The sequence below is a fragment of the Planktothrix agardhii genome (assembly GCF_904830935.1).
Classification (GTDB): Bacteria; Cyanobacteriota; Cyanobacteriia; order Cyanobacteriales; family Microcoleaceae; genus Planktothrix; species Planktothrix agardhii.
Genome location: NZ_LR882952.1, coordinates 2,582,266 through 2,605,334, shown reverse-complemented (window position 1 = coordinate 2,605,334; position 23,069 = coordinate 2,582,266). Strand labels below are relative to the sequence as shown.

Below are 23,069 nucleotides of genomic sequence, written 5' to 3'. Positions count from 1 at the left end.
AGTTCAATTCATGATTAAGGTTCTGCATATTATTGATTGGTTGTGTTTAGGTGGTGCGGCGCGGTCTATGATAGCCAATGCCAAATATTCAGCCCGATCAGGTCAATTTGAGCATCGTTTAGTTTCCCTGAAATCCCCTGATCCGATGGCTTTAGAACTGGCTGAAAGTTCAGGTATGAAGTTTTTACCCACATCGGGTCATGCTTCTATTTTAAAAGCCATAGATGATGTTGATATTGTCCATATTCATTATTGGAATAATCCTAAACTCTTTGAGTTTTTGCAATCAGAACTCCCAGAAATGAGGTTATTAATCTGGTTTCATGTCGCAGGAGAATACCCCCCTCAAGTGATTACAAAAGATTTAGTTGATTATGGGGATTTTGCTATTCCTTGTAATCCCTATTCCTACGAACTTCCGGTATTTCAAAAACTCCCCAATGAAGTCAGAGTTAAAAAAATTGGCATGGTGTACGATGCGGCCGATTTTGAGCGGGTTGTAGATGTTAAACCTAAACCCCATGATACTTTTAATGTGGGCTATATTGGCAGTGTGAGCTTCAGCAAAATGCACCAAAATTATGTATCCATAAGTGCTGCTGTTGATATTCCCAATGTACAGTTTATTGTTTGTGGCGGGGGAGCGGAGGATTATCTAAAAAAACAAGCCCAGGAAATTGGCGCCGTTGAAAAATTTGATTTCAGGGGATTTGTTGAAGATATTAAATCTGTGATTGAAACTTTAGATATCTACGGCTATCCTTTGTGTGAAGATACCTATGCAGCCGCCGAATTGAACTTACAAGAAATCATGTATGCAGGCATTCCCCCGGTTGTTTTTCCCCATGGCGGAATTAAACGATTAGTGATTAATAATTATACTGGATTAGTGGCTCAAAGTGAATCGGAGTATACCCAAGCGATTGAATATCTGTATCATCATCCCGAAGAAAGATTGAGACTAGGGCGCAATGCTAAAGAATATGCACAACAATTATTTGGGGCAGAAAATGCCGCGAAACAGCTTAACCCCATTTATCAAAAATTGATGCAATTACCCAAGCAAAAAAGAGAATGGGGAATCCCAATGGGTTCGACTTTATTAGACCAACCCTTATCTTTATTAGATGTAGTTATACCCTCTGATAAGTTTATGGGGGCTAGGGCTTTTATTCAATCTTTAGGGCATCAAGCACAGCCTTTTACGGTTAGTTTAACGTCCGATAATATTGAACATTTATTAGCAGCAGAACACCAAATTGCTGAATCATCTATTTTATTAGGTTTAGGAGAGGGAGGAGTTCATCAATATCGAGATTATTATCTCAATGATGGTTATTTGAGATTGTGGTTAGGATTAATTCTAATCAATAAGGATCGAAATCATCAAGCTATTTCTGAGTTGCAAAATGCAATTAATTTAGGATGTAATCATTGGCGGGTTTTCTGGTATCTAGCTCAAGCAGCAGAGCGGGTTCAAAATATTGGTTTAGCTGAAAATGCTGTGAATCAAGTATTGGGTTTTGTTCCCAATTTTACCGACGCTCAAGAAATGCTCCAGCGTTTACAAGTGTTATTAGTATCTGATGTAACTCATCTGGAATTAAAAGAGATTAATCTCATTATCTTTCCCGACTGGAAACAGCCTGAAGAATCGGTTTGCTCAGAATTAATGCGGGTTATTAAAGCACTGATTAACCATCCTGATAAAAGTCATATTAAACTACTCATTGATCATCAGAATATGGCTGATGAAGAAGCGGATTTAATTTTATCGAGTGTGGTCATGAATCTATTAATGGAGGAGGAGTTAGATATCGAACAAGGGCCGGATATTTCGCTCCTCGGTGAGTTAACTCAACCCCAGTGGTTAAATTTGCTTTCTATTGTCCAAGGTCGAATTAGTTTAGATCTGGAAAACTTAGCGATTATTGAAAAGTTTGATGGCATTGAAATTCCAGAGTTTTCCTTAGAAACATTGCTAGATTGGCGAGGTATTGAGTTAAAAAATGGGAGTTGGGAATTGTGGAAACTTAAAGAACAAAATTATATTGTATTTCCCGATTGGCAACAGCCCGAAGAAACCCTCTATTTAGAGTTAGCGGAGGTATTTAAAGCGATCGCTTCTCTACCGAATAAAAGTCAAATTACCCTCTATATCAATAGTCAAAATATCCCCGATGAAGATGCAAATTTAATTCTATCTAGCCTGATTATGAATTTATTAATGGAGACTGAATTAGATGTGACAGAAGCACTAGAAATTTTGCTAACTGGACAATTAACCGATCTTCAAGCCCAGGGTTTACTCCCCCATTTAACAGCCCGAATTGTTTTAGACCATGAAGATAAAAATGCGATCGCATCTTTTGGTGCAGAGATCATTCCTATTTATGATTTGACTATTTAGAACCGGAAAATGTCAAACCTCAGCAAGTTGTTTTTGGGACTCTAGCCACTGCTGATAAGCCACTTCATCTCCTCCAAAGGAATCAACAGAGACTTCACGCTCTGGCATCGGCTTCAGGGTTGCATTGATGGGACTGTACTTGCAATAGCAGATCACAACCATGTCGAAGTCCATTCCAACCGGGATATCTGGTGTATAGGTTTCGACTCGTGTAACTTCCCAATCACTCTGACGGTAATGAGTTGAAGACTCTGGATAGTTAGGATCAGTAAACTGATCAACTCTGATGAACTCTGGCGGACGGTATCCAAGTTCAGGTAATGCCTTGTCAGAGCAATCGTAATGCTCAAAAAGGGTTTTTGTGAGAGATCCAGTATGAGCATATTTGCGGTCTTTCCAACCCGGTTGACGCTTTTCTGCACGAAAGACAATCCATTTACGCATTAGTATTCCTCCTTTTCGGTGTTGTAATAGGATTTGGGAAATTCGGTTTTTCCTTCAAACACACAATCAACTTCAAGAACAGGATTACCCGTTTTCTCTATATCAACTAATTGCCAGCCGTATTTCTCAGCCATTTCTTCACAACAATCCCCATCGACTGCTGCATGGCGTGATTTGTTTTCGTCTTCATCATATCCAGGTTTTGGCATAGTTAAATTGCTCCTAGTTTGGAGTCAATCTTTTATCGTTTCTTGCACGATTTCACCCTTATACTTAGCTAATCGGTATAAAGTTAGTGGACTGTGACGGTTATGTTCTTCTACCATAGCGATTAATTCATCCAGTGCTAGGGTAACAGCGTCAATTTTGCGAATAGCCTCCCGCCAGTTCGCAACAGAACGCGCTCTTGTCTCTGCATCAGGTATTGTGCGTGGTTTATTCATGGTAGGTTCCAGATTCTTTTACTTTCTTGAGTGGTTGCTTCCACCGCATCAGCCGTTACGGAAGCTTGTTCAATAGTTTGACTCAATAAATTGATCATAGCAGCAGGAGCAATAGGTTGAGCCTCAGCGATCGCTAATGTCAGAGTAGCTAGACGAGAATAAGGATTTCTCAGACGTTCTGCGCCATTTTGTAATTGTTCCAGTTCTGGAATTGTTTCGTCCGTCTCGCCGTAGTCTTCAAACAAATTATACTCGGCTGTTTTTGCTTGATCAATCAGTTCAACTAAACGTCGTTGCAGGTTGAAAATAATCGTCAAAGTTTGAGGGGATACTTTTGCCATATTGAACTTATAGAAATGTATAACTTACCACAATATAATAATTTGCTGTTAACTAGGTTAGAGAAAATTCCGGTATAATAGCAAATAACCTTAATTGGCTATACAGTTTATCCCTAAGAATAATGGCTCTTTTTAGCATTGAAATCCCTGAAGAACTTTCCTCTCAACTTACTCAATTAGGAGACAAACTGCCTGAACTTTTGCATCAGTGTCTAGTTCAATCTCCACTTCCGGCTCAAGTTTATCACTACATCCTCAATTTTCTCGCCAGTCAACCCACTCCTGAGCAAATTTCCGAGTTTCGTCCCACCCCGGAAATGCAAAGCCGTTTGCACACTCTCTTAAATCGTAGTCAAGCAGGCAAACTAACTCCTTCAGAAAAACAGGAACTTGATGAATATGAACGCATCGAACACTTAATAATTCTGCTAAAAATGGGCAATTTACCTCAATACTGATAAATTAATAATAGAATAGAATTACTCCTATTTGGGAAACGAAATGAATCCGATTGTCCTAGATAATCTCAACCCCGTTGTTTTTGATAAAATTCGCAGTTTAGCGCAAAAACATAACCGCAGTTTAGAGGATGAAATTAAAGCAATTCTCACCCAAATAGCGGAAGCAGAAATGACCACTCAAGTTTCTGCAAGAGCTAATTTCCGAGCTAAACTTTGTGTAGCACGTCAAAAACATGGCAATCAGACATTTAGTGATAGTGTAGAACTTCTGAGAGAGGATAGAAATCGTTGAGTACATTCGTTGTTGATGCCAATGTAGCAGTAAAATGGGTATTGTCTGAGATTCATTCGGAAATTGCTCAGTGTCTCTTAGATGATGCCCATGAATTATTAGTACCTGATTTCTTTTTTTCGGAAATTGGTAACATTTTATGGAAGCGGGTACGACGAGGAGAAACTACTTTAGAACTCGCTCAAAATGATTTAACTGTTTTAATGGCAGGGGATTTACAAATTTATCCCTCACAGTCTTTAATGCCAATGGCTTTAGAAATTGCTGTTCGAGTTGACCAAGCTATTTATGATTGTGTTTACCTCTCCTTAGCTGTTACTAATAAATGCCAGATGGTAACAGCAGATGAAAGATTTTACAATGCAATTTATAGAGATGTACTATCTGCCCATGTTTGTTGGATAGAAAATTTTCCTTCTTATGAATCACAATAATCAATTCTTACCCTCAATATATTTCTGCCACATCTGTTCATAAGCATTTTCCATTTCCCGGGTAAATTGTTTCCCATTCCACAACGGAGCCGTTTGTCGATTTTTCCTTAATTTCCAAGCAATTTGTTGGCGTAAATTCTCATCTGTTCCTAACTTAATTCCCCATTCCACATATTCTTCATCTGTCCAAGCAATACCTTCTGTAATTCCGGCATTGATCATCATTGTATAACTATTTCGGGCTGAGAATTGTTGCCCGACTCTTGTTACCATAGGAATCCCCATCCAGAGAGTTTCCATCGTGGTTGTGGCTCCATTATAAGGGTAGGTATCTAACAGAATATCTGCTAACATTAGATTAGCTCGATGAATAGAAGCTAAAGGCACTGCTGGCATAAATTTAAGACGATCAGAATTGACCCCAATTTCATCAGCTAGTTGAATCAAATACTCTTGAACTAAAGATTGCTCCTTAATCGAATCTTTAATTAAAAAATAACTATTCGGCACAGATTTGATAATTTGCATTTGCAGTTTAGCCGTTTCTAAGTTATATTTATAACCACTTTGAGCAGTTAAAAATACAATGGCATGACTGGGAATATTCAGATCTTCACGACGTAAAGAGGGATTAGCTATTTCAAATCCATCCACAGCAATATAGGTTTGGGGTAATCTCCAAATTGTTTCCTGATAATGGTCTTGGGCATTTTCTGGCAACACATAAGGATCGGCAATAAAATAATCAATTGTTGGAACTTCTGAAGCATCCCATCCTAACCAAGAAAGTTGAATCGGGGCTAATTTCAGAGCCATAATTTTACAACAAAAATTGAGAGTAATACTATCTAAATCAACAATAATATCAAGTTCATCTTTGGTAATGGTATTAATAATTTGTTCGGAAGCATAAAGGGGAAATTCATAAGCACAATCGGAATTTTGAACATACCAATTTTGTAAATCATCAACTCGTCCTTGAGCATTAATTAAATAAGTATATATTTTAAAATTTTCTCGATTATGATATTGAAATAACCAACGAGTTAACCACCCGACTGAATGGGTACGCAGACAATGGGAAACATATCCTATTTTTAAAGGTTTAGTTTGATTTTTTAGCTTCAATAAGGAATATCTTTGACGGTTTCTCTGAATAATATCTGAGTTTTGATGCTCTATATTGCGTTGACAAATTTGGGCTATTTTATGCCTAATTAATAAGTTTTCTGGAAGATTATCTTGGAAATAAGGAAAGAAAAAACTGGCACTATAAAGCTGTAAAACCTCTCTTTCTGTTAAGTTATTGGGGTTTTCTATTAAATAGGAATCTAACAAATTTTTTTGATATTTTACAAGAGAAACACACTCCGCAGACTGACCTGAACCTGTATGAATTAAACCCCGTATAATTAAATGGTTAGCAAATACTTTTTCTATATTATTTTCTAACAGGGAATAATATTTTTTAGCAAAGCCCACTCCTTTTTCTCGATTTCCACTATCTTGATAAAATGTCGCAACTTGACGAATTAACTCCAAATTATTTTCATCTAAAGATAACCCTAATTCAGCTAGATTTCCTGCTGCTTCAGGCTGCGACATTGCCACAGCAATCTGAAACGCAGCTTTCAGAAGAATATTAATATACTTTTCTGGATTATTAACATAAGGAATACAAGCTTTTGATAACTCATAAGATTGAGGGTGAAGGGGATCAAAATTTAAAACTTGATCGAGAGTTTCCAGAAGATACTCAACATCAACCTCTTGACTTGTCCCTTGCTGAAGTTGCTCAATAATACCCCATGAGGTTAAGTCTTCACCTATGTATATTTTTAATTGAAAACTTAAATTAATCAAGTTTAATAAATTATTAATGTCATCCGGGCTAATCTCTCGAATGTGCTGTCTAATTAACCAAGCAGAAGAATATTGATCTTGAAGTTGTTCAGCCCCTAGTTTTAGAATTTGCTTGAGATCCTGTGTCCACTGTTCTACTTCTTCAGGTTCTGCATCTGTCATGGCTAACAACCAAGTCGTTTGAGCTTCTACTTCTTCCCCCTGCAAGAGTAAAAATAAGCCCAAATACCAGTAATAAGGCTTAATATCCGGTTCAATAGAAATCTGTTCTTCATAATAATTAATAGCTGCACTATAATCCCCATTTTTTAGATATTGAATTGCTTGCTCATCCTGATTTAGAAAATTCATCTTAAGATTTAACCTTTATTATTTAAAACAATAATCTATTTTTTATTTAATATAGTTTAACCACATTTGTTGATAGGCATTTTCCATGTCTCGTGTAAATTGCTTCGCATTCCACAACGGAGCAGTTTGTCGATTTTTCCTTAATTTCCAAGCCACTTGTTGCCGTAAATTCTCATCTGTTCCCAGCTTAATCCCCCATTCCACATATTCCTCATCTGTCCAAGCAATACCTTCTGTAATTCCGGCATTGATCATCATTGTATAACTATTCCGAGCCGCAAATTGTTGTCCCACTCTGGTTACCATTGGAATCCCCATCCACAGGGTTTCCATTGTGGTTGTGGCGCCATTATAAGGGTAGGTATCTAAAACCACATCAGCAATCCTTAAATTAGCTCGATGAGTCGCTTCGGTTGGTGATTGAGGAAGCAGTTTTAAACGATCGCAATCTACCCCCACAGATTCTGCAATTTCAGCATAAAATGTTTTTAGAGATTCCTGATCAGCCATCCCCTTAATCAGAAAATAACTATTAGGAACTTGCTTAAGAATTTGTAGTTGTAATTCGGCTGTATGGGGATTGTATTTATATCCCCTTTGGGCGGTAAAATAAATAATTGCATCCATCGGAATATCTAGCTGATCTCGACGCAAATCCGGTACCGCCACTTCAAACCCATCTACAGCAATATAAGTTTGAGGGAGACGCACAATTTTTTCACTATAGTAATTTTGGGCATCTTCAGGTAAAACATAAGGATCAGCAATAAAATAATCAATAGTCGGTACTGATGACGCATCCCACCCTAACCAAGTGACCTGGATAGGAGCGGGTTTAATCGCCAGGGTTTCACACACATTTGTTAACGTCATACTATCCAAATCAACTAGAATATCAACTCCATCCTCATAGACTTTTTTAGCTACATCTTGACCATCTAATCCTAATCGATGGGATTTATCACTTTTCGTGATATACCACTTTTGCAGTTGATTCTGGTTTAATTCAGCGGCAAATAAATAGGTATGGATGGCAAACTTTTCATGATCATGATGTTGAAATAATCCCCGCGCTAACCACCCGACAGAATGATTCCGCAAACAGTGGGAAACATAACCAATTTTGAGGCGTTTTTCAGAAGTCGGAAGGATTGACTTAGATTGCCACTGACGGCAATATTGAATTGTTTCTGTAGCACATTTCTCCATATTAGACTGAAGAAATTGGGCAACTTTTCGCCGAAACCGTAGATTTTCAGACAGTTGATCTTGAAAATAGGGGAAAAAAAAGGTTGCCGCAAATAGACGCACTACCGTATCAAAAGAGAGGGAATCGGAATCATCTTCTACCAGACGATTGAGCATTGATTTATAGCTTTCTAAAACCGATGAAAATTCAGTCCATCGCCCCCCGGCACTCATTAATCCTCGGAGTAATAAGAATTTAGCATAAACTTGATCGGGAAAATTTTTCATCCGGGCATAACAGTTTTCTGCTGTTTCTATCCCTTTAGAATAATCTCTAATATCTTGATAAAATGAGGAAAGACACCTGAGTAATTCAGGATGGTCGGGATCAACAGTTAAGCCTTGCTCTGTAAACTTAATCGCTAGTTGGTATTGGCTGCCTGAATAGGCTAATTTATATATAAATGGAATTAAAACTTCCATAAAAGATTGAGAGTCTTGAATATGGCTAATACAAACCTCGGCAAACTCATAGGATAAAAGATGTTCGGGATCTTGTTCTAAAACATTATTTAAAATTTGCAGTAGGAGTTCGTTATTAATATTAATGATTTGATCAGATTTAAGAGTTTCAATAATTCCTAGGTCTACCAAGGTTTCTGGGGTGTAGGTTTTGTTCAACGTAGACAAACCCACCAAATGCAAGACATTATTAATATCAGCAGGATTAATCTCTTGAATATGTTGCCGAATTACCCAAGCTGTTGTGTAGTCCCCAAGAATTAACCGTTGTCGTTCCGCTTCGGTTTCTAAAATATTGCTTAATTCTTGTATCCCTTGGTCAATGGCTTCTGCTTCTTCTCCCATGCCCACAAACCAAGTGGTTTGGGCTTCGATTTCTTTCCCTTGTAATAATAAAATTAATCCCAAATACCAATAGTTAGATTTAATATCAGGCTCTGACTGTATAGCTTGTTCATAAAGTTGGGCAGCCTGATCATACTGTTGGTTCTGGAAATATTGCTCGGCTATTTTTTGCCAATTAGAATTAAGCACTAACTTGGAATTAGACATGGCATTTCTCTCTACTGATCCCGTTCACCTAATATCAAAGCGGGGGCTATGGGTTAAGCCGCCCGCTTTTATTAATTAAACATTGTGGTGAACTAACACCAAAAACCCGTGGCAATCAGCAGATTACTTAGTCACTGCGCTTTGACCAGCAGCACAAGTAGGGGAGGCTGTACCATTGGGTGTCACGGTAGTCGGCTCTTTCCAGTCAGCGGCAACACTTTGTTCACAGAGTATACTTTCTGTGGTTTTTGCATCCCCTGCTGGGATCAAGCCCACGGCTCCAGCATAGCCTTTCATAGCCAGTGATGCGGGTGCTGCGGTTGAGGAAGCTCCGTTAGCGTCTTTTCCGGCTGCATACTTGAAGTTTGAGGTTTGGGTTTTCAAGCCAATCCCTAATTCCGAGATATTGGCTGCGAACGCCGTATTTTCTACATAGTAGGCTTGTTGACCTTTGTTAACAGCAGAGAGGTATTGTTTCCCTTCGGACTGTTTGGCTTTGTTAGCTTGGTTGAGGAAGGAAGGCAGAGCGATCGCAGCCAAAATACCGATAATGATAATAACAACTAACAGTTCAATTAAGGTGAAACCTTCTTCTTTTTTTCTATTAGAAACGTATTGCAGGAATTTCGCTTTAAATTCAGTCTTCATAATCTTTTCTCCGTTTGGGGGGGATGTTTAACTTTTTATCTGGTAGTTCTAACTTACCCACTGCTCTAAAGTTTCATATCACCCCAACAAAATTTTTTTTCAATTTGATCCTGAACGCTGCAAAAGCACATACAGAAAGGCATCCAGGCTTATCAGTAATTCCTTAACCTGCTCAAAGGCAATTGGAGGAGTGATCTGTTCTAGGGTAACAGGGTCTACAGGTTGAATCTGTTGCCAACGTTCTACCAGGGATATCATCGGCTGTTCCGTCTCCCACAGAGGCAGCAAACAGGCAGCACGACGACTTTCAAGGGTGATTGGTACAATGGTTGGTAATTTAACATATTGACTGATTTCAAAAGACTTTTGGGTCTTGACACATTCAATTAAGTCCTCTTTAGCTTTGGTTGTTTTCAGTTGGGGATGGAGATGGACTTGGGTGGTTTGCCAGTCTGTATCTGTCCAGTTACTCACCGGAACGATAGACTCATTTGCAATGGGATGACCACACCAAAAATCAAGCAAACGATGGATAGGATGTAAGAGTTCATAGAAATGTAAGCGATCTTCTATTGAGAGTTCGGGTAAACTCATCCCTAAAAATGCTGGTAAATTCTCAGCATCCTTGAATAAATCGATCACTTCCCAGTTTCGCCATTTTACCATACTAATTAGCTCTAAGTCTGAGTTTCTTAAGGCTGCAAATAGTTCAGGAATTGTGTAACCTTTGTCTCCTTGAAACAGATAATTCATTAATACCCATTCCTTTTCTTTGATTTTTTCAGAATTATAGGTTTGTGATTTCAAGAAGACTTGATCTTTCAACGCCTGCATGATTTCCCCAGTTAACTCAATCTCTAAATCCGTCGGGTTATCGTCCATTAATCCCATCATTTTAAATAGGGATTGCGCTCTAAAATAATTAGCACGCTGAAACGCACTATGAAGATTACTTCTAATTATTCCCTCTGGCTTTAAAACGGATTTCATCGCCTTCAGGGGTACTTTAATATCAGGGAACAGATACAACGATTCATCATTGTTAATATAATCGAACTCATAACCCAGTTGTGGCAAGTTTTCTATGGGTAAAACATGAAATTCGGCATTGTCAAACCCATGAAATTTTAAACGCTGACGAGCCAGTTCAATCGATTGTTCAGAAATATCAATTCCAACAATCTTAGCCCCTGGATTTGCTTCTGCTAACACTAAGGATTTATATCCAGTTCCACATCCAGCATCTAAAATAATTTTACCTTCTGTGTTAATAACTTTCTGATATTTTAGATAATAGCAAGTTGCTAAATTATGGATAAATAGTAACTCATAATCGGTTTTAGGTGATTGTTCTAAGGGAGTTCTAGGATAGGGTGCTGAGTCAAACTGCTGGCGAATTTTTTCTAATAATTCCGGGTCTTGGTTTGGCATTGGTATTTTTAAAGTAAACTATGAAATAGCGATCGCACCCTCTATATTTATAGAATGCCATCTATGGATAACAAAATCACATTTTTACTTAAAGTTCTACTCCTATCCCTAGGATTATCGGTTTTGATCAAATTCGTTGGCCCATTGCTGACAATTCCCACGTCCTCAACCATTGCCTTAATCGCCGTTTGCTTACCTTCGGTTATTCTAGCCTTATTATTCAGTTGGCGGCTTAGACAACATTCTCAACAACCGGAATAGTTGGGCAAAAAATAGCCGATTGGGAGGAGAAATAGCGATCGCTTTTTCCCCGTCCCTCAGAGGAAAAAGGACACAAATTTTGGTCGCCCAGCCAGGTTTAATTGCGATAAACTATTAGAAATAGAGAAGCTCGATCAGAAGGCTATTATTTCTTGATCAGTTTAAAACATTACCACAGGAGTCAGGCTAACCCATGACACAAACGACTCAAGCCCCAACCCAAGGGGTTCAGATGACCGAATCAGCCATCAAACAAGTCCAATTTCTGCGGGAAAAGCAAGGAAAAGATCTATGTCTGCGCGTCGGAGTCCGCCAGGGCGGTTGTTCTGGAATGTCCTATTTAATGGATTTTGCTGACCCTAGTACCATTCGAGAGGATGATGATGTGTTTGATTATGAGGGGTTTAAGGTCGTTTGCGATCGCAAAAGCCTACTCTACATTTACGGCCTAGTCCTTGATTATACGGATGCTCTAATTGGTGGCGGGTTTCAGTTTACCAATCCCCAAGCCACTCAAACCTGCGGTTGTGGTAAGTCCTTTGCCACCTAGGACTTGATCTAGGGAACAGGGAATAGCCCCCCCGAACCCCCCGTGCACGGGGGGCTAGGGGGGGGAGGGAATAGGGAATAGGGAAATCCCTCCTTGAAACCTTGTTTCTTGTACCATCTGGTTTTAGGTGTTTTTTATGCGGCTTGATGTAGCAAACCCAGGGCGGTAAAATCTTTTCCTTCGGTGTTGCCTGTTTCCTATTCCCTGCTGTATAATCAAAGGTTGGCAATTTGCCATAGCTATAGATTGGGCACTAAATAATCCAGTTTGTAGCCTATTGCCGTATTTTAAATCTACAACAAATCATGACGACTCCAGAAGAATTATTTAAGGAAGGTTTTGAACGGTATCAGGCGGGGGAAGACCCGGAAACCTTGATTCCAGTGTTTAAGGATATTTGTGATCACGCCCCAAAAAATAGTAATGCTTGGACAAGTTTAGCTTGGTTATATCTATTAGCAGATAAACCGAAATTAGCCTATAATGCGGCAAAATCGGCCGTTAAACTCAATCCCCATGATCCCCAAGCGCGAGTGAATTTAGCGACGGCGATGTTGGAATTAGGGAAATCGGGGGTACGTTCCCACGTTGAACTCGCTAGTCAGTTAGTATTAGTAGATACAGACTGGCAACAGGAATTAGCGAAGAATTTTGAAGATGGATTAACTCGCAAACCCGACTGGAAATCATTAGCCCGAGTCAAACAATGGTTATTTGAAGGTTAGGGAACTTTTACCTAATTTTGCTGCTCTAATTAGCATGATTAGGTAATTGTTCACAGGATAATTGAATTCTTTAAACTGCTGTAAATCCAATAAAAACGGCTGAAAATGACTGAAAATCTATAAACTCCTAAAAAGTATTAAGAAAGCGCAACAAAAAATTACATAAGTTAACTAACAAAGACAAAAAATAGTGATAGTATTTGAGAACTTCGGTTATTAACAATCAAAATCAGCCGTTCAAAAAATTTTTTGATAATAAATTAAGGAGATGGGATCACTATGGATAGCCAAGTTTTTGTCAAAGCCGAAACCCGTAATCACAAAGGCTTTTTTGTGAAACAAGGAGCCTATAAGTTAAAAAATATTGATGAATCGGGTTGGGCTTTAATCTGTGTTGATGACACCGTTTGTTATTACGTTGATCCCGATAATTTAGATACAGAAGACTCGGAGGAAACAGTCGAAGCGTGATGCAATTTGTCTTAAACAATCTTAGGATCAAAACTTTATCAAACAAGTAAAAATACTTAATTAAAATGCTGTCCCAATAATTGAGGACAGCCATTTTTTTATTAACATCACTTTTTAATTATTTCTGTTACCCATTACCCATTACCCATTACCCATTACCCACTATTAACGCTGATTCCGCAAACGGGGATTGAGAAAATCGTTTAATCCTTCTCCTAAGAGAGATAAACCAACGACCATGATGGTTAATGCTAAACCTGGGAATAAAGTTGTCCACCAAATTCCGGTGGGTAATGCTTCTAAGGCAATTCTTAAATCATGTCCCCATTCGGGAATTTCATCGGGTAAACCTAGGCCTAAAAATCCTAATCCCCCTAAAGTTAAAATGGCATCCGCCGCATTTAATGTAAATAATACCGGAACACTTTGGATCACATTTAAAAACAAATAACGGGTTAAAATTCGACTGGTACTTGCCCCTAAAGCTTGGGCGGCTTCAATAAATAATTCCGTTTTAACCGAAGTAGTGTGATTGCGAACCACGCGATAATATTGAGGAATATAGGCTACACTAAGGGCGATCGCTGCATTCAAAACCCCTTTTCCTACCACAAACGCTAAAGTAATTGAAAGTAACAATCCGGGTAAAGTATAAATCGTATCCATTAAAAATAATAAAACCCGATCTATTTTTCCCCCTAAATATCCACTCACCATTCCCAATGGTACACCGATTCCCACACTCAAAATTGTTGCTAATAAAACGACTTGCCAAGCTACTTGAGTCCCAAATAATGTCCGAGAAAAGACATCATATCCTAAACGACTCGTTCCCAACCAATGTTGAGAAGAAGGCGGTTGATGGATGGGGTTAGAAAGAAATTCCGTAGGACTTTGTATCCATCCCCAAGTTAAAAATAAAGGTGATAATACTGCTATTAATAGAAATAAAACCGTAATGACTAATCCGCAAAAGGTCATAGCCGTGGATACGGAAGGAACCTGAAATCCCCTCAAAGGACGAAAAGATTGAACACGCATTGAATTTCTGAATATTGTATTTGAGATTAGAGCAATCTGGCCAGTTTGTCAAAAAAGTTTTTGTAGTTAAGAGTGACTCCCTCTACCCTACTAATTTCTGTAACGGTTCTTTACGACTGCTATAGACAAGGGTAACATCAGTGTTAGGATGCCCTAAAAACATAATTTGAGTGATATTCCTATGGCAGAAGCACTGACTGGAACACCGCCTAAGTTTGGTGGTAGCACTGGTGGCTTATTAACAAAAGCCCTAGTTGAAGAAAAATATGCGATTACCTGGACTAGCAGCAAAGAACAGGTGTTTGAAATGCCCACAGGTGGCGCAGCCATTATGAATGAAGGGGACAACCTGATGTATTTAGCCCGTAAGGAACAGTGTCTAGCTTTAGGGACTCAACTGCGGTCGAAATTCAAACCCAAAATCGACAACTATAAAATCTATCGGGTTTTCCCTAACGGCGAAACTGAATACCTGCATCCTAAAGATGGCGTTTTCCCTGAAAAAGTCAACGAAGGACGTCAATCTGTGAATAGCGTTGCTCACAATATTGGTAGCAATGTTGATCCAGTTAAAGTCAAATTCACAACTAAAACCACCTCTGACGTTTAGACCGATCAGGTGCAATTAACCAGGGCAATGCCCTAAACATATTAGGATGGAGGATAGTCTATTCTTACCTTCATCCTTTATTTTTTTTATTGTTCGCCGCTATGATTTTTCCCGATTTCTCCCAATTTGCTCAACTGGCTTCCACAGGAAATTTTATTCCGGTCTATCAAGAATGGGTGGCTGATTTAGATACTCCGGTTTCGGCTTGGTATCGGGTTTGTGCCAATCAACCCTATAATTTTCTCTTGGAATCTGTTGAAGGTGGAGAAAGCATCGGGCGTTATAGTTTCTTGGGTTGTGATCCAGTTTGGATTTTAGAAGCTCATGGCGACCACACGGTACAAAAATGGCGAGATGGAACAATTCAAGAATTTATAGGCGATCCCTTCCAAGCCCTACAAGATTGTTTACAACCCTATCATCCGGTAAAATTACCCCAGTTACCCGCCGGAATTGGGGGACTATTTGGGTTTTGGGGTTATGAATTAATTCAATGGATCGAGTCCCGTGTCCCTGTACATTCCCCCAATTCCGATGATTTACCCGATGGGTTATGGATGCAGGTTGATAATTTATTAATCTTTGATCAGGTTAAACGGAAAATTTGGGCGATCGCTTATGCTGATACTCGGAATACAGATTTAGAAACGGCCTATCAACAAGCTTGTGATCGGGTTAAACAATTAGTGGCTAAATTACAATCGCCATTATCCCCGGAAAATACCCTTTTAGAATGGACTCCCCCCGCCCCCCCAACCCCCCGTGAACAGGGTGAGCAAACCCCTTTAACCTATATTAGTAATGTTTCCCAGGAGCAATTTTGCACCAATGTAGAAAAAGGCAAACAACATATTAAAGCCGGGGATATCTTTCAAGTGGTTTTATCCCAAAGATTAACAGCCGAATATTCCGGCGATCCCTTTTCCCTTTATCGTTCTTTAAGGTTAATTAATCCTTCTCCTTATATGGCTTATTTTAACTTTGGAAATTGGCAATTAATCGGATCTAGTCCAGAAGTTATGGTGAAAGCGGATAAAAACCTAGAAGGAAAATTAATTACCACCGTCCGTCCCATTGCGGGAACTCGGCGTCGCGGTCAAACTCCCCAAGAAGATCAAGCGTTAGGGGAAGATTTATTAAAAGACCCTAAAGAAGTCGCAGAACATATTATGTTAGTCGATTTAGGCCGGAATGATTTAGGCCGAGTTTGTCGGATGGGAACAGTTAAAGTTGATGAATTAATGGTAATTGAACGCTATTCCCATGTGATGCACATTGTTAGTAATGTGATTGGAGAATTAGCAGAAAATAAAACCGCTTGGGATCTGTTAAAAGCCTGTTTTCCCGCCGGGACTGTGAGCGGCGCACCGAAAATTCGGGCGATGGAAATTATTCATGAATTAGAAGGTTGTCGTCGCGGCCCCTATTCCGGCGTTTATGGTTACTATGATTTTGAAGGACAACTCAATACTGCTATTACTATCCGCACAATGATTGTTCAAAACCAGGGTCAAGGTGAACATCAAGTTAGTGTTCAAGCGGGGGCGGGTGTAGTTGCTGACTCCCAACCTGAAAAAGAATATGAGGAAACCTTGAATAAAGCCCGGGGGTTATTAGAAGCCATTCGTTGCTTGAAATCTTGAATCCTAGGGTGCGTGCGCTACGATAGCCACACCAAAAGTCACTCACCAACCACTAACCAACACCTGCTAAACTTAGGTAGAAATTTTATGGTTTTGGATTATGTCTTCTACCACAAGCCCTTTACCTCCTAGTTTAGAACGGATTGTACAGCGTTTTAAACGTGCTTCTTCTAATAAATTGCGTTATGAACAATTAATTACTATCGCCCAAAAACTTCCTACCTTTCCAGAAGATCAGAAAATTCCTGATAATAAAGTTCCTGGTTGTGTGTCACAGGTTTATGTGATTGCTAACTTAGATGAACAGGGAAAAGTTCAGTTTCACGGGGATTCTGATTCTCAATTAACTAAGGGATTAGTTGCTTTTTTAATTATGGGAATGAATGGAATGACTCCCACAGAAGTTGTTGGACTTAACCCTGAGTTTATTCAAGAAACTGGATTACAAGCGAGTTTAACTCCTTCTCGCGCTAACGGTTTTTATAATATTTTTCAAACCTTCAAGAAAAAGGCTCAAAACTGTGATCCTAATCTTGATATTGAAGTTTAAGGGATTAATTAAATTAAAATATTAACTCAACTATGAATCAAGATTATTTGTGGATAGAATCATTAAAATTTAATGACCAAGGGTTAATTCCCGCGATCGCTCAAGACGCCCAAGATGGTACTATTTTAATGATGGCTTGGATGAATAAAGAATCTATTCAAAAAACCCTAGAAACTAAGGAAGTTCACTATTGGAGTCGTTCTCGTTCTGAATTATGGCACAAAGGAGCCACATCAGGACATATTCAAAAACTTAAATCATTCTATTATGATTGTGATGCCGATACTCTATTATTAAAAATAGAACAAATTGGCGATATTGCTTGTCATACCGGGGCGAGAAGTTGTTTTTTTAAACAAATTAAATGTTGATTGTTAACTCTTAAAAATCCGTGAAATCCGTCTAAATCCGTGATCAAAAATATGGTTATCAAAATTTATCATACTCAAACTCGCCAAAAAGAAAATTTTCAACCCTTAGAAGCAGGAAAGGTTAAAATGTATTGCTGTGGGGTGACGGTTTATGACTATTGCCATTTAGGTCATGCTAGATCCTATATTGCTTGGGATATAGTTAGACGCTATTTAGAATATAGTGGCTATACCGTTAATTATATTCAGAATTTTACCGATATTGACGATAAGATTCTTAACCGGGCTAAATTAGAAAACACCACAATGGATGTGGTTTCTGATAAATATATTCAAGCGTATTTTGAAGATATCCGACGCTTGAATATTCGGGATGCAAATGCTTATCCCAGGGTGACGGAACATCTTCCCCAAATTATCCAATTAATCCAAGAATTAGTAGATCAAGGTATTGCTTATGCAGTCGATGGAGATGTTTATTATAGTGTAAAGGATTTTGCCGATTATGGCAAATTATCCGGTCGTCAACAGGAACAATTACAAGCGGGTGCTAGTGGTCGAATTTCTGCATCTGATCCCGATATAATTAAGAAGAAAGATCCCTCGGATTTTGCCCTCTGGAAAGCCGCAAAACTAGGGGAACCAGCATGGGTTTCACCTTGGGGAAAAGGTCGCCCTGGATGGCATATTGAATGTTCTGCAATGGTGCGATCGCTATTAGGAAATACCATTGATATTCATGGCGGCGGCGGGGATTTAGTTTTCCCTCACCATGAAAATGAAATTGCTCAATCTGAAGCAGCAACTCATCAACCTTTAGCCAATTATTGGATGCACAATGGCATGGTTAGGGTGAGTGGTGAAAAGATGTCTAAATCCTTAGGAAATTTTACCACAATTCGCGGTTTATTGGATAGTCCTTTGGATGCGATGGTGATTCGTTTATTTATTTTACAAGCCCATTATCGCAAACCTTTAGATTTTACCGATGAGGCGATCGCTTCGGCTGAAAATGGATGGAATACGTTAAAAGAGGGGCTATTATTTGGTAGGGAATATGGCGATAAATTAGGCTTTAAACCCGATGAAAAAGCCTTAATTGATGATGCTATTGGTCGGTTTAAAGAGGCAATGGATGATGATTTTAATACCCCGGAAGGGTTAGTAATTTTGTTTGAATTAGCCAAGGAATTAAGACGCGATCGCAATATATTAATTCATGGAGGCGATATTAATACCCCGACCGAACACTTACAGAAAACTTGGCAAACTTTAATGGAATTAGCCACGGTTTTCGGGTTAGAAGCAAAACCAGAGGAAAGTCAGAATTTAGGGTTAAGTGATAGTGAAATTGAAGCCTTAGTTCAGCAACGGTCAGAGGCGAAAAAAGCGAAAAATTTTGCAGAAAGCGATCGGATTCGAGATCAGTTAAAAGAGTTAGGAATTACCCTAATTGATCAACCTGGAAATCAAACCATTTGGCATCGTTAATTGAGGTTGAATAAATTCGTTATTGCGCTTGAGATATTTTGAGGGTAAGGCTTACAAGGAAATAATATTAACCGTATCTCCTTCTAAAGCAGCATCCACAAAAATAACCGTATCAACTTCCGCCATTTCTGCGGCAACTGCGGGGGTGAGTTGATGGATAGAAAGCGATCGCACATTCGTTAAATTCCACTGTTCAACCTCTGTTATTACCGCTTGACCAACACCATCATCTCCTCGAATGGGATTCCCATATCCGACAATTAAAATCATATTATTTTCTATATTTATTATTAACAATATTCTATCACAACTTCCTTTTGTTGACTGCGAAGTAACTGGACTAAATCTTCTATTAAGTTACGACGAATTGAAATATTTTTAGGTAATAAAGGATTCTGATAAAACTCATTAATTTGTTGACCTACTAAAAAATAAATCGAATCTCCTTCGATAATTTCCCGCGCCAATAAAACCGCCCCATTATTATCAGAAGCTAACCGGGCAATATCCCCCTTACATTTTCTCAAAATTTCCGTGGCTTTAGAAATCGTTAAAATTCCTTCTGTAACTAAATCCACCTCTTTTAGTTTACCAATAGGCGGTAAATCTTTTCGCATGGTTGCAATATCCATTTCAATAGTTTCTCCCATATAATTTGCGACTAAATTTCCAGTTGTTCCGCCACAAATTACTTTTCTACCGGGGAAATTTAATAACCTATCGGCATATAATTCATCCTGAGTAATATCTAAAGGCGGGCCAGTAAAAATCATGACCGGGTTAGGTTTTCTAACATAAACCCCCACAAAAGTTGCATCATCGCCAATATTTTCCCGATATAAAGAACGGGTTTCAGACATTACTTGCTCAATAATTGTTCGAGAATTAGTCGCTTGACTAATAAAAATTCTCTCCATGTATTTAGCAATATTATCCCAACCCCAGCCAAAATTCATCGTATCCCCTAACCCAGCATAAAGGATACCATCACTAATCGCCCCAATAAAATCTCCCCGCTCTAATGTTCCTTCTGAATATTGAATTTTTTTCCCTAAGATCTTATCAATTTTGGTTTCTAATTTAACAATGCGACCTTTTTTAAAATAAAGAATTGGCGGATTATCAAAATTAATTACTTTAAATTCATTGGTTAAATGATTAATCGAAATAATCGTAAAAGTTGCATAGGCAATTTTTCTCACCTGACAGATAGGTAAAGTTCCAATCACGGTTTTAATCACTTCCTCTAAAGGAACATCCGCATTTAACATGGTGATTAAAATTTCCGTGGTCAAGGTGGCTAAAATACTCGCTTTTACCCCACTTCCTAAACCATCGGATAAAACAATAGTGCTTTTAGTTTCGCTTTTGGTAAATTTAACTTGGTCACCACAAAGTTCTTCGCCTTTTTTATTCAAACTCAGGTGACAAATATCAAAAAAGTTATCTTGACTCATATTAATTTTATTAAAATATAGGGAATAGATAGAAACCCGGTTTCCGATAGTTTACTGATTCACCAGTTCAATAATTTTGAGTAAACTAATTTTAGTTTCGGCGGTGGTTTCTCCTAATAACCCGGCAATTTCTTGAGCGACTTTCATTTGATTATCAACTACTTCATTCACTTTTTTAACGGTTTCTGCCTTGATTATATCCGTTTCTTTTTTACGTTCCATTTCGGCGGTAATATCGCTCATAATACAGCCAATAATATTTTCTTCCTTAATGGGAAAAATAAACTCTCGAATATACAAATGATATTCAGGATATTCTGTTTCCCGTCCCCGAATTACCTGATTAGTTTCCCAAACAGTTTTAAAATGATCTACATTCCCTAAAATTTCGGTTACGGGTTTACCAATAATTTCACTCGCTTCAACATTAAATAGTTTACAAAAAGCCGGATTAACAACTTTAATCATCAAGTCTGAATCTACGGCAATTAAACCGTTAGGATCATATTCCCACAAAAGTTGCCAGAGGTGATTCTGAGTTGTTTCTAACATGGTGTTTATCTCAATTCTGATCTTTAATGGCGGGAAGAATTTCTTGCAAAAATCTATCTTCAATATTTTGAGGACTAATATTAATAAAATGTAAGTCCTTAAATTTCATCACAATTCCCGAACTACAAGTTTCTAAACAAAATGAGCCTTTTAGCTCAATTTTGTGATCAATATCATATTCACTCATCAAGGCTTGCAATTTCGGTAACACTTCATACACTCCAAGCTGATGACAAGCAGAACCCATACATAAATATAAGTTTTCCTTTGGCATTTTTTGCCTCCTAATATCATAAATCCGTTGTTGGGCTTTAGCCATTAAGATTGCGCTTAAGCGCAACAACGGGATTGAAAAATGTTGTTGGGCTTTAGCCATTAAGATTGCGCTTAAGCGCAACAACGGTGGGGTTAATGGCGGTATTTTTCTTTAATTACTGTTCCATCCTTTTGAATTAATTGGATGTGCAAAGGCATTTGTCCGACGGCGTGGGTGGAACAACTTAAACAAGGATCATAAGCCCGAATTCCGGCTTCGACTCGGTTTAACATTCCCTCTGGAATCTCATTTCCATGAATATAATGTTGGGCAATTTGAGTCACGGTTTTATTCATGGCTAAATTGTTTTGTCCGGTGGCAATAATTAAGTTAACTTTCTTAATTAATCCGTTTTCATCTACTTGATAATGATGGAATAAAGTGCCGCGTGGAGCTTCACTAACTCCCACTCCTTCTAAACAGTTAATCCCCGCCTCTGAACGCACCCGTTTTGAGATAATATCAGGGTCATCAACTAACTGTTCAATGGCTTCAATACAAGCGAGAATTTCCACTAAACGAGCATAATGATAGAAGAAGGAAGAAGTAGCTACCCGTCCCCCCGCCCGATGCCGAAATTCAATTAATTCTCGGTCTGCATCTTCGGTACCAATACAGTCACAAACATTCAATCTTGCTAAGGGCCCAACGCGATAAATACCATCGGGATATCCCAGGGGTTTGTAATAGGGAAACTTCAAATAAGACCAATTTTCAACGGCTTCTCCGAGGAAATCTTGATAGTTATCTTCACTCAAACCATCGGCGACAATTTCCCCATTACTATCAATAAATCTCAGGTGTCCGCCGTAGTGTTCCCAAGTACCATCGGGGGCAACTAACCCCATAAATAATGAGGGGAATTTGCCAAAAACATCAATTTCGGTTTTTAATTCCGTATCTAATAAACGCTTAAAGATACTAATAGCTAATTCGGTGGTTTGTCGAGCTTCAGGTAAGCGATCAATAATCCATTCTCGCCCTTCATCGGAAAGGGGAGAACGCACGCCACCCGGAACCGCCCAAGCCGCATGAATTTTTCTGGCGCCTAATAGTTCAATTACCGTTTGTCCGAACTGACGCAAGCGAATTCCTGCCCGAGCTAAATCAGGATCAGCCGCCATTAAACCAAACACATTTCGTTTAGCTGGATCACTATCCCAACCTAATAGAAAATCAGGACTACTGAGGTGGAAAAAACTTAAAGCATGGGACTGAGTAAGTTGTGCTAAATTCATCATCCGCCGCAGTTTTTCCCCGGCTGGAGGTACTTGCACAGCGAGGATTTTATCGCCAGTTTTAGCAGAAGCTAACAGGTGACTAACGGGACAAATTCCGCAAATTCTAGCGGTAATTCCAGCCATTTCAAACATCGGTCGTCCTTCGCAGAATTTTTCAAAACCGCGAAATTCTACGACGTGAAACCGGGCATTTTCTACTTCTCCCGCATCATCTAAATAGACAGATATTTTAGCATGACCTTCGATCCGAGTCACTGGATCAATAATAACGGTTTTAGACATATTTTTAACCTCTGTAGTTTGTTATTTAGCTTGAACTTTTCTACCCCGTTGTTGCGATTAAGCGCATCTTTATTAATTAGATTTGAGGATAAAAATTAAGGGTTATAATTTATATCCTTGGGGTACGC

27 protein-coding genes are annotated in these 23,069 nt (G+C 38.7%); 13 read left to right on the top strand and 14 right to left on the bottom strand.

Features of this window, described 5'->3' with window-relative positions:
• The first annotated feature begins 10 nt into the window (after nt 1-10).
• On the top strand, nt 11-2,410 hold the full coding sequence (locus NMG88_RS12205; RefSeq protein ID WP_254035456.1) for a glycosyltransferase family 4 protein: 2,400 nt from the start codon (nt 11-13) through the stop codon (nt 2,408-2,410).
• Nucleotides 2,411-2,422: 12 nt separating this feature from the next.
• Here NMG88_RS12205 and NMG88_RS12200 read toward each other — a convergent pair whose 3' ends face one another.
• The 4 genes from NMG88_RS12200 to NMG88_RS12185 are packed head-to-tail and all read right to left on the bottom strand — an operon-like array spanning nt 2,423 to nt 3,638.
• Nucleotides 2,423-2,854 carry a hypothetical protein gene (locus tag NMG88_RS12200; RefSeq protein WP_235751688.1) on the bottom strand — a complete coding sequence of 144 codons (432 nt, stop codon included), beginning with the start codon at nt 2,852-2,854 and terminating at the stop codon, nt 2,423-2,425.
• Nucleotides 2,854-3,063 (bottom strand): hypothetical protein, encoded by a 210-nt coding sequence (locus tag NMG88_RS12195; RefSeq protein ID WP_235751689.1) that lies wholly within the window; start codon nt 3,061-3,063, stop codon nt 2,854-2,856. The genes NMG88_RS12200 and NMG88_RS12195 overlap by 1 nt, the downstream gene beginning before the upstream one ends.
• A 24-nt stretch (nt 3,064-3,087) precedes the next feature.
• Complete coding sequence (locus NMG88_RS12190) at nt 3,088-3,297, bottom strand: hypothetical protein (protein WP_235751690.1); 210 nt, start codon at nt 3,295-3,297, stop codon at nt 3,088-3,090.
• Nucleotides 3,294-3,638: a hypothetical protein gene (locus NMG88_RS12185; protein WP_141292577.1), complete on the bottom strand. Its 345-nt coding sequence runs from the start codon at nt 3,636-3,638 to the stop codon at nt 3,294-3,296. The genes NMG88_RS12190 and NMG88_RS12185 overlap by 4 nt, the downstream gene beginning before the upstream one ends.
• Nucleotides 3,639-3,760: 122 nt before the next feature.
• Between NMG88_RS12185 and NMG88_RS12180 the strand changes: the two genes are divergently transcribed.
• Genes NMG88_RS12180 through NMG88_RS12170 form a run of 3 tightly spaced genes read left to right on the top strand, consistent with a single transcriptional unit; the run spans nt 3,761 to nt 4,825 of the window.
• Entirely contained in the window at nt 3,761-4,096 is a 336-nt protein-coding gene (locus tag NMG88_RS12180; RefSeq protein WP_254035455.1) for a hypothetical protein, read from the top strand.
• A gap of 43 nt (nt 4,097-4,139) precedes the next feature.
• On the top strand, nt 4,140-4,391 hold the full coding sequence (locus NMG88_RS12175; protein ID WP_026788336.1) for a hypothetical protein: 252 nt from the start codon (nt 4,140-4,142) through the stop codon (nt 4,389-4,391).
• Nucleotides 4,388-4,825 carry a type II toxin-antitoxin system VapC family toxin gene (locus NMG88_RS12170; protein ID WP_254035454.1) on the top strand — a complete coding sequence of 146 codons (438 nt, stop codon included), beginning with the start codon at nt 4,388-4,390 and terminating at the stop codon, nt 4,823-4,825. Before NMG88_RS12175 ends, NMG88_RS12170 begins: the two co-directional genes overlap by 4 nt.
• Here NMG88_RS12170 and NMG88_RS12165 read toward each other — a convergent pair whose 3' ends face one another.
• The 4 genes from NMG88_RS12165 to NMG88_RS12150 all read right to left on the bottom strand — a co-directional run bounded on the left by NMG88_RS12165 (nt 4,826) and on the right by NMG88_RS12150 (nt 11,380).
• Entirely contained in the window at nt 4,826-7,039 is a 2,214-nt protein-coding gene (locus tag NMG88_RS12165) for an O-linked N-acetylglucosamine transferase, SPINDLY family protein (RefSeq protein ID WP_254035453.1), read from the bottom strand.
• Nucleotides 7,040-7,081: 42 nt separating this feature from the next.
• On the bottom strand, nt 7,082-9,301 hold the full coding sequence (locus NMG88_RS12160; protein ID WP_254035452.1) for an O-linked N-acetylglucosamine transferase, SPINDLY family protein: 2,220 nt from the start codon (nt 9,299-9,301) through the stop codon (nt 7,082-7,084).
• A 123-nt stretch (nt 9,302-9,424) separates the two neighbouring features.
• On the bottom strand, nt 9,425-9,949 hold the full coding sequence (locus NMG88_RS12155; protein ID WP_254035451.1) for a type IV pilin-like G/H family protein: 525 nt from the start codon (nt 9,947-9,949) through the stop codon (nt 9,425-9,427).
• A 99-nt stretch (nt 9,950-10,048) separates the two neighbouring features.
• Nucleotides 10,049-11,380, bottom strand: coding sequence for a class I SAM-dependent methyltransferase (locus NMG88_RS12150; protein ID WP_254035450.1), 1,332 nt, complete (start codon nt 11,378-11,380; stop codon nt 10,049-10,051).
• A gap of 63 nt (nt 11,381-11,443) precedes the next feature.
• Between NMG88_RS12150 and NMG88_RS12145 the strand changes: the two genes are divergently transcribed.
• The 4 genes from NMG88_RS12145 (at nt 11,444) to NMG88_RS12130 (ending at nt 13,387) form a co-directional block, all read left to right on the top strand.
• A complete protein-coding gene (locus NMG88_RS12145; protein ID WP_071782746.1) occupies nt 11,444-11,641 on the top strand; it encodes a hypothetical protein in 198 nt (65 codons plus the stop codon).
• A gap of 193 nt (nt 11,642-11,834) precedes the next feature.
• The gene (locus NMG88_RS12140) at nt 11,835-12,191 is read left to right on the top strand and encodes a HesB/IscA family protein (protein ID WP_026788329.1); all 357 of its coding nucleotides are present in this window, start codon (nt 11,835-11,837) and stop codon (nt 12,189-12,191) included.
• Nucleotides 12,192-12,496: 305 nt separating this feature from the next.
• Nucleotides 12,497-12,916 (top strand): tetratricopeptide repeat protein, encoded by a 420-nt coding sequence (locus NMG88_RS12135; protein ID WP_042155034.1) that lies wholly within the window; start codon nt 12,497-12,499, stop codon nt 12,914-12,916.
• Between the two features lie 279 nt (nt 12,917-13,195).
• Nucleotides 13,196-13,387, top strand: coding sequence for a hypothetical protein (locus tag NMG88_RS12130; protein ID WP_081692271.1), 192 nt, complete (start codon nt 13,196-13,198; stop codon nt 13,385-13,387).
• A 165-nt stretch (nt 13,388-13,552) separates the two neighbouring features.
• Here NMG88_RS12130 and NMG88_RS12125 read toward each other — a convergent pair whose 3' ends face one another.
• Nucleotides 13,553-14,368 (bottom strand): ABC transporter permease, encoded by an 816-nt coding sequence (locus NMG88_RS12125; RefSeq protein ID WP_373282672.1) that lies wholly within the window; start codon nt 14,366-14,368, stop codon nt 13,553-13,555.
• Between the two features lie 241 nt (nt 14,369-14,609).
• Here NMG88_RS12125 and psaD point away from each other — a divergent pair, with 241 nt between their 5' ends.
• The 5 genes from psaD to cysS all read left to right on the top strand — a co-directional run bounded on the left by psaD (nt 14,610) and on the right by cysS (nt 19,093).
• Nucleotides 14,610-15,038, top strand: coding sequence for a photosystem I reaction center subunit II PsaD (psaD, locus tag NMG88_RS12120; RefSeq protein WP_026795097.1), 429 nt, complete (start codon nt 14,610-14,612; stop codon nt 15,036-15,038).
• Between the two features lie 101 nt (nt 15,039-15,139).
• Nucleotides 15,140-16,681 carry an anthranilate synthase component I gene (gene trpE, locus NMG88_RS12115; protein ID WP_042157634.1) on the top strand — a complete coding sequence of 514 codons (1,542 nt, stop codon included), beginning with the start codon at nt 15,140-15,142 and terminating at the stop codon, nt 16,679-16,681.
• Nucleotides 16,682-16,781: 100 nt separating this feature from the next.
• Complete coding sequence (locus NMG88_RS12110; protein ID WP_026796821.1) at nt 16,782-17,231, top strand: SufE family protein; 450 nt, start codon at nt 16,782-16,784, stop codon at nt 17,229-17,231.
• A gap of 32 nt (nt 17,232-17,263) precedes the next feature.
• Nucleotides 17,264-17,602, top strand: a complete 339-nt coding sequence (gene hisI, locus NMG88_RS12105) for a phosphoribosyl-AMP cyclohydrolase (protein ID WP_027254394.1) — start codon at nt 17,264-17,266, stop codon at nt 17,600-17,602.
• A gap of 51 nt (nt 17,603-17,653) precedes the next feature.
• Nucleotides 17,654-19,093 carry a cysteine--tRNA ligase gene (gene cysS, locus NMG88_RS12100; protein WP_042155039.1) on the top strand — a complete coding sequence of 480 codons (1,440 nt, stop codon included), beginning with the start codon at nt 17,654-17,656 and terminating at the stop codon, nt 19,091-19,093.
• A 51-nt stretch (nt 19,094-19,144) separates the two neighbouring features.
• Here the strand turns inward: cysS and NMG88_RS12095 are convergent, their stop codons facing one another.
• From NMG88_RS12095 to NMG88_RS12075, 5 genes are all read right to left on the bottom strand, one after another.
• Nucleotides 19,145-19,363 (bottom strand): hydrogenase maturation protease, encoded by a 219-nt coding sequence (locus NMG88_RS12095; protein ID WP_052369619.1) that lies wholly within the window; start codon nt 19,361-19,363, stop codon nt 19,145-19,147.
• A 20-nt stretch (nt 19,364-19,383) separates the two neighbouring features.
• On the bottom strand, nt 19,384-20,550 hold the full coding sequence (locus NMG88_RS12090; RefSeq protein WP_026788319.1) for a SpoIIE family protein phosphatase: 1,167 nt from the start codon (nt 20,548-20,550) through the stop codon (nt 19,384-19,386).
• A 51-nt stretch (nt 20,551-20,601) separates the two neighbouring features.
• The gene (locus NMG88_RS12085; RefSeq protein ID WP_026788318.1) at nt 20,602-21,102 is read right to left on the bottom strand and encodes a PAS domain-containing protein; all 501 of its coding nucleotides are present in this window, start codon (nt 21,100-21,102) and stop codon (nt 20,602-20,604) included.
• A gap of 10 nt (nt 21,103-21,112) precedes the next feature.
• Nucleotides 21,113-21,421 carry a (2Fe-2S) ferredoxin domain-containing protein gene (locus NMG88_RS12080; RefSeq protein WP_233423081.1) on the bottom strand — a complete coding sequence of 103 codons (309 nt, stop codon included), beginning with the start codon at nt 21,419-21,421 and terminating at the stop codon, nt 21,113-21,115.
• 89 nt (nt 21,422-21,510) lie between these two features.
• Nucleotides 21,511-22,941, bottom strand: a complete 1,431-nt coding sequence (locus NMG88_RS12075; RefSeq protein WP_254035449.1) for a Ni/Fe hydrogenase subunit alpha — start codon at nt 22,939-22,941, stop codon at nt 21,511-21,513.
• Between the last annotated feature and the right edge of the window lie 128 nt (nt 22,942-23,069).

What these genes read in the sequence shown, in the direction of transcription:
- NMG88_RS12205 (WP_254035456.1), top strand. Translation starts at nt 11, where the DNA reads ATGATTAAGGTTCTGCATATTATTGATTGGTTGTGTTTAGGTGGTGCG.
- NMG88_RS12200 (WP_235751688.1), bottom strand. Translation starts at nt 2,854, where the DNA reads ATGCGTAAATGGATTGTCTTTCGTGCAGAAAAGCGTCAACCGGGTTGG.
- NMG88_RS12195 (WP_235751689.1), bottom strand. Translation starts at nt 3,063, where the DNA reads ATGCCAAAACCTGGATATGATGAAGACGAAAACAAATCACGCCATGCA.
- NMG88_RS12190 (WP_235751690.1), bottom strand. Translation starts at nt 3,297, where the DNA reads ATGAATAAACCACGCACAATACCTGATGCAGAGACAAGAGCGCGTTCT.
- NMG88_RS12185 (WP_141292577.1), bottom strand. Translation starts at nt 3,638, where the DNA reads ATGGCAAAAGTATCCCCTCAAACTTTGACGATTATTTTCAACCTGCAA.
- NMG88_RS12180 (WP_254035455.1), top strand. Translation starts at nt 3,761, where the DNA reads ATGGCTCTTTTTAGCATTGAAATCCCTGAAGAACTTTCCTCTCAACTT.
- NMG88_RS12175 (WP_026788336.1), top strand. Translation starts at nt 4,140, where the DNA reads ATGAATCCGATTGTCCTAGATAATCTCAACCCCGTTGTTTTTGATAAA.
- NMG88_RS12165 (WP_254035453.1), bottom strand. Translation starts at nt 7,039, where the DNA reads ATGAATTTTCTAAATCAGGATGAGCAAGCAATTCAATATCTAAAAAAT.
- NMG88_RS12160 (WP_254035452.1), bottom strand. Translation starts at nt 9,301, where the DNA reads ATGTCTAATTCCAAGTTAGTGCTTAATTCTAATTGGCAAAAAATAGCC.
- NMG88_RS12155 (WP_254035451.1), bottom strand. Translation starts at nt 9,949, where the DNA reads ATGAAGACTGAATTTAAAGCGAAATTCCTGCAATACGTTTCTAATAGA.
- NMG88_RS12150 (WP_254035450.1), bottom strand. Translation starts at nt 11,380, where the DNA reads ATGCCAAACCAAGACCCGGAATTATTAGAAAAAATTCGCCAGCAGTTT.
- NMG88_RS12145 (WP_071782746.1), top strand. Translation starts at nt 11,444, where the DNA reads ATGGATAACAAAATCACATTTTTACTTAAAGTTCTACTCCTATCCCTA.
- NMG88_RS12140 (WP_026788329.1), top strand. Translation starts at nt 11,835, where the DNA reads ATGACACAAACGACTCAAGCCCCAACCCAAGGGGTTCAGATGACCGAA.
- NMG88_RS12135 (WP_042155034.1), top strand. Translation starts at nt 12,497, where the DNA reads ATGACGACTCCAGAAGAATTATTTAAGGAAGGTTTTGAACGGTATCAG.
- NMG88_RS12130 (WP_081692271.1), top strand. Translation starts at nt 13,196, where the DNA reads ATGGATAGCCAAGTTTTTGTCAAAGCCGAAACCCGTAATCACAAAGGC.
- NMG88_RS12125 (WP_373282672.1), bottom strand. Translation starts at nt 14,368, where the DNA reads ATGACCTTTTGCGGATTAGTCATTACGGTTTTATTTCTATTAATAGCA.
- psaD (WP_026795097.1), top strand. Translation starts at nt 14,610, where the DNA reads ATGGCAGAAGCACTGACTGGAACACCGCCTAAGTTTGGTGGTAGCACT.
- trpE (WP_042157634.1), top strand. Translation starts at nt 15,140, where the DNA reads ATGATTTTTCCCGATTTCTCCCAATTTGCTCAACTGGCTTCCACAGGA.
- NMG88_RS12110 (WP_026796821.1), top strand. Translation starts at nt 16,782, where the DNA reads ATGTCTTCTACCACAAGCCCTTTACCTCCTAGTTTAGAACGGATTGTA.
- hisI (WP_027254394.1), top strand. Translation starts at nt 17,264, where the DNA reads ATGAATCAAGATTATTTGTGGATAGAATCATTAAAATTTAATGACCAA.
- cysS (WP_042155039.1), top strand. Translation starts at nt 17,654, where the DNA reads ATGGTTATCAAAATTTATCATACTCAAACTCGCCAAAAAGAAAATTTT.
- NMG88_RS12095 (WP_052369619.1), bottom strand. Translation starts at nt 19,363, where the DNA reads ATGATTTTAATTGTCGGATATGGGAATCCCATTCGAGGAGATGATGGT.
- NMG88_RS12090 (WP_026788319.1), bottom strand. Translation starts at nt 20,550, where the DNA reads ATGAGTCAAGATAACTTTTTTGATATTTGTCACCTGAGTTTGAATAAA.
- NMG88_RS12085 (WP_026788318.1), bottom strand. Translation starts at nt 21,102, where the DNA reads ATGTTAGAAACAACTCAGAATCACCTCTGGCAACTTTTGTGGGAATAT.
- NMG88_RS12080 (WP_233423081.1), bottom strand. Translation starts at nt 21,421, where the DNA reads ATGGCTAAAGCCCAACAACGGATTTATGATATTAGGAGGCAAAAAATG.
- NMG88_RS12075 (WP_254035449.1), bottom strand. Translation starts at nt 22,941, where the DNA reads ATGTCTAAAACCGTTATTATTGATCCAGTGACTCGGATCGAAGGTCAT.